The organism is Negativicoccus succinicivorans (assembly GCF_018373335.1).
GTDB lineage: Bacteria > Bacillota > Negativicutes > Veillonellales > Negativicoccaceae > Negativicoccus > Negativicoccus succinicivorans_A.
Map to the genome: position 1 here is coordinate 1 of NZ_JAHAHH010000089.1, position 4,477 is coordinate 4,477.

Here is a 4,477-nt window from a genome sequence, read left to right on the forward strand (position 1 = left end):
CTCTCATCATGATGAGAGCGGTTTTTACGATTCATATTTCTTCTGCTCAGCCGCACGCCGCTACAAATTTCTCCATGTACGCACGCGCCTTCGCGAAATCGGCTTCATTCGGATGACCGGCGCTTTCCTCCACGGAGCGGCGCATCTGTTCCGGCGTGTGGTAGGAATTCGGCTTGGCGTGTTTTCGCATCGCTTCGATCAGTTTCGGATCGATCGCGCCGCGAAATGCCAGCGCGTCCAAGACTCGACAGTTGTCCGCCAACAGATCCGCCGCTTTTCGCAGCGACGTTTGCGCATGCTCGGATGTCGGATCGGCGCCGAGCGTGGCGAACAATACGACCTCCGTATTTTGCAACGACGCTAAATAATCCCGCGCCTGCGCATTGGGCATTCCTTTATCCACCCAAAAGCCGACGAACACCGCGTCAAATTCCGCCGGATCGACGCCTTCGCGTATTTCCGCGAGACGACTGCCCTTCGGCGCCGCTTCATAAAACGCTTCGGCCATGCGGCGAGTGTTGCCTGTACGGCTTGAATATACAATCAGATATTTCGGCATGATGTTTCTTCTCCTCTTTCTGCCGCGAGCCGGTCATCTGCGCAATCATCGCCTGACACTAAACTCGCGACCGTTTCGTCAATGCTTAAAACGACATCGGATTCTTCGCGGCCAAATTATTTTTCGTGTCTTTGTCGCTTGATTCAAAGGTCGTCGTGTCGTACGCCAAGTAGTGAAACGCCCATTGCAAAAAGCGCGACATCGCTTTGTACGAATATCGGCCGGCCGCCGTGTAGACGTAGGTATCGCCGCACCTCGCGACCAGTCCGTGAGTTTCCCAAGATTGCAAAATCGGCATGAGAAAAAGTGACATGGGCAAATTCGTTTCTTCGTCCAAACGTTGCGGCGCGATCACACCGAGATCCGCCGCCGATGTCAGGCGCCGCAACGCCGCGTCTTCCGCGCCGACGAGACTGCCCGCCATCGGCCGATACCCTTGCGCAACCGCCGCGCGATACATGGGCGGCGCAATCGGTTTCATGAAGCGGACGCGTCCCAAGCGACCGCCGCACGCCATGCCGAGAGCCACCATGTCGTGGCCGGCAAAGACCAATGTATTGTACAGGCTGCGCTCACTTTCGCGAGTGCGCCAATGCGAACAGGAAATCGGCTCGGCGACCGCTTCCAGCTCCTCCGTGGCGGCGCGGAACAACTCCTGCAATGTTTCTTGATCCTGCGTCCAGTTATTTCTTTTATATTGCTGCCCTAAAATCGATTTCGGCAAAATTTGCAATTTGTACAAATCCAAGCCGGCAATCCCGCACTCCATCGCATCACGCACATCTTCACGAATGCTCGCGGCCGTCTGTCCCGGAAGCCCGTAAATCAAATCAATGACAATATCCGCTCGCCCCGCCGCGACGTATTCGCTCAGGCGGCGCTTGGCGCTTTCCCGCGTATCGCGACGGCCGATACGTTGGCGCACGTCGGTCGTAAACGCCTGCACACCGAAACTGAAGCGATTAATCCCGCTCGTGACCGCAGCGTGATATTTTTCCATATTCAAATCATCTAAACTTGATTCAAAAGTGATTTCCGCCGTCGGAGCTATGGTAAACGCCTTGCGCAACGCTCCCATGATCGCTTGAATCTGTTCCGGCTGTAGCACACCGGGCGTGCCGCCGCCGAAGAAGATCGCCGCCACATTCGCCGTGCGCGCGAATTTTGTTTGTCCGACGGAAGCGATTTCCTGCAAGAGCAGCGCCACATATTCTTCCACCTGTCGCTCCTGATAATGCTGCTTGGAAAATGCGCAATACGTGCATTGTAGTGTGCAAAAGGGAATATGCAGGTACAACGCGATCGGTCGTGCGGACGCAGGCCGATCCAAATAATCTTTCAATCTCGCCTGCAGCACATCCGGGGTCAACCGCACCTGCCGTGTCAATGCGGGTATGTCTCGCCATGTGATATCCCAGGGCGCACGTCGCCACTGCGCGCCCGCCGCGGCAAAAAGCGGCTCTTGTTGCAACGACTCCCAGCGGGCCAGCCATTGCTCCTGCGTAACCCTCATCATTGGCGCTCCTCGCCGGAGGCCGCATGACCGCTGACGATATCCGCCATGTACCGAACTGCTTGCGGATACTCAATACCGGGATTGCTCGTGAAAAGTTCCTGCGGCAGCCGGTACACACGACCATTTCGCACCGCCCGCAACGTCGCCCACGCGGGTTGATCCAAAAGCGCCTTGTCAAAAATGCCGTCCGATTCTCCGTGCCGGGCCATCGATCGCAATAAAATCACATCGGGATCCGCCGCCGCCAAAGCCTCCAAACTGAACGGCGCCAAACGCGCGGATTCCGTTTGACCGCGACCGGCAAATACATCCGTGAAACCGAGCCGACGCGCGACGTCGGAAGCGATACTCGTTTCATAGTCCAGCGTCACCGCCTGCGATGTACCGAATAAAATTGCTACCCGCACGGGTTCGCGCGGTGCCCTGGCGATTTCCTGCTGCATTTTTCGCGCCAGTTCTTTTTGCACTTCAGCGGCGCGTTCATCATGTCCGCTCACCGCTCCGCACAAACGAATCGCCTCGCACACATCATCATAACTCGCCAAATTCAGCAAATATACCGGAATATGATTCGCCTCCAGCATCTGCGCCAATTTACCGTGCAGTTTGCCGTATCCGATCACCAGATCCGGATTCGCCGCGACAATCGCCTCCGCATTCGGGTGCGCCAAATGGCCGACTTTCGGTTTATCTTTCGCCCGCTCCGTGACGCGATCATTACCGGTTTCCGCCCAGGCGACGTAATCGCCTCCTACCGCCTCCATAATTCCCAGCATTGACGGCGACAACAATACAATCCGCTCCGGCTTTTTAGTCAGCGTAATCGTTTGTCCGCGCACGTCCGTTCCTCGGAAAAACACATGCTCTTGCTTTTCTTTCGTCGTTGTATCCTGCCCGCAACCGACGAGCAACGCCGCCGCGAGAACAAACAGCAGCCAGCCTTGCCACCAATGTCTATGCACGCAATCATCCCTTCCATGGTACGTATGCCCATTAAAAATTCTCTTGTAGCGTGTCCCGCCCTATGTAAAGAAAAGAGGAGAAGATTCTCCTCCTTTTCTTGCACAGTTAAAACTTGTATTCCAAACCGAGTGCCCATTCGCGACCGTACAAGCCAAGATTTTTATCGTACTTGTCGCCAATGTTTTCGATCTTGCCCCACAAACGCAGATCCGGATTGAATTGACGGGTAACGGTCAGATTCCAAAGTTGATAACTTTTCTTTTCTGTCGCCGCCTGTTTCGGGGCCGGCTCCACTAAGTAGTTGTGTTCACATTGCAACGACAACGCCGCTGACCAACCTGTATCCTGATGGTCATCGTAGCGCAGCTGCCAAGCTTGTGAAAGTTCGGAACGACGCGGTAAATCCTTATTTGCCGTCGTATCTTTCGCATCCAGCCAGGTGGAAACTACTTGCGCGGAAAGGGTATCGCTGAAACGATAGCCGAGAGTGTTTTCCACGCCTTTAATACGGGCTTTTTTCACATTGTTATATCGGTAGAGCTCATGTCCGTTTTGATCCGTGCCCACTTTCGAGCTGTCAATCAGGTCATCCACCTTGTTGTCGAAGTAGGTCAGCGAGCCGTAGCCGCGATCCCATTCACCTTCGACGCCCAAGTCCCAGCCGGTCGATGTTTCCGGCTTGAGATCCGGGTTACCCATGAGATGCACCCACTTCGGTCCCATTCTGCGATCCATATCATAGAAGAGCTGCATGAGCGACGGCGCGCGGAAACCTTTGCCGTAGTTCGCTTTGATGCGGAAATTATCACGCGCGTTATACGTCACGCCGAGTTTCGGCGAAACATGACCGCCGAAGTATTCATTGTGATCGTAGCGCAATGCGGGCACGATAAACCATTTGTCGGCGCGAATTTCATCCTGCACGTACGCCGCGTACGTGGTCAAGGAACGTTCCGACGCCACTTTATCCGTACCATTTTGCGAAACATTATGTTGATTCTCACCGGCGATACCCAAATTCGTGCCTTTGACTTTAGCGTCGGTATACGTTACGCCGTAAGTGAGTCGCTGATTGTCGGTAAGCTGCGTGGAGTTTTTGCCCTCCAACGTCCACTCGCGATTCGTATTGTCGTTGAAGTCGTATGCATTTTGTTTGCGTACCACAGCGTCATACGCTCGTTTTTCCAGAGGCTTCGACCCAGGTACCGTTTTAATAACTTTGGGGTCGGTTGCGTCTTCCCAGTCAAAACGGCTCATGTACGCGCTGATTTCCCAATCGTTCGCCGCCGTGGTGCGTTGCCAACGCAAACCATACGTTTGCTGTTCAGATTTGCTGTCTCTTCCGCCCGCGATCTGCGCCATGCCGTTTAAAGCCTTTCTTCCCATCCCAACTCGCAGAGGTCTCAACTCGGTATTCTGCGCGTCACTGGATATTTTCT

At 54.6% G+C, this 4,477-nt stretch carries 4 protein-coding genes; all 4 read right to left on the bottom strand.

Translation table 11 applies throughout. The features are described from left to right. Positions 1 to 46: 46 nt before the first annotated feature. The 4 genes from KH813_RS06070 to KH813_RS06085 all read right to left on the bottom strand — a co-directional run bounded on the left by KH813_RS06070 (position 47) and on the right by KH813_RS06085 (position 4,424). Complete coding sequence (locus KH813_RS06070) at positions 47 to 559, bottom strand: flavodoxin family protein (RefSeq protein ID WP_303994461.1); 513 nt, start codon at positions 557 to 559, stop codon at positions 47 to 49. A gap of 85 nt (positions 560 to 644) precedes the next feature. Beyond that, positions 645 to 2,075 carry a coproporphyrinogen-III oxidase family protein gene (locus KH813_RS06075; protein ID WP_303994462.1) on the bottom strand — a complete coding sequence of 477 codons (1,431 nt, stop codon included), beginning with the start codon at positions 2,073 to 2,075 and terminating at the stop codon, positions 645 to 647. Beyond that, positions 2,072 to 3,037, bottom strand: a complete 966-nt coding sequence (locus tag KH813_RS06080; protein WP_303994463.1) for an ABC transporter substrate-binding protein — start codon at positions 3,035 to 3,037, stop codon at positions 2,072 to 2,074. Before KH813_RS06080 ends, KH813_RS06075 begins: the two co-directional genes overlap by 4 nt. 106 nt (positions 3,038 to 3,143) lie before the next feature. Then, on the bottom strand, positions 3,144 to 4,424 hold the full coding sequence (locus tag KH813_RS06085; RefSeq protein ID WP_303994464.1) for a TonB-dependent siderophore receptor: 1,281 nt from the start codon (positions 4,422 to 4,424) through the stop codon (positions 3,144 to 3,146). Positions 4,425 to 4,477 lie beyond the last annotated feature (53 nt).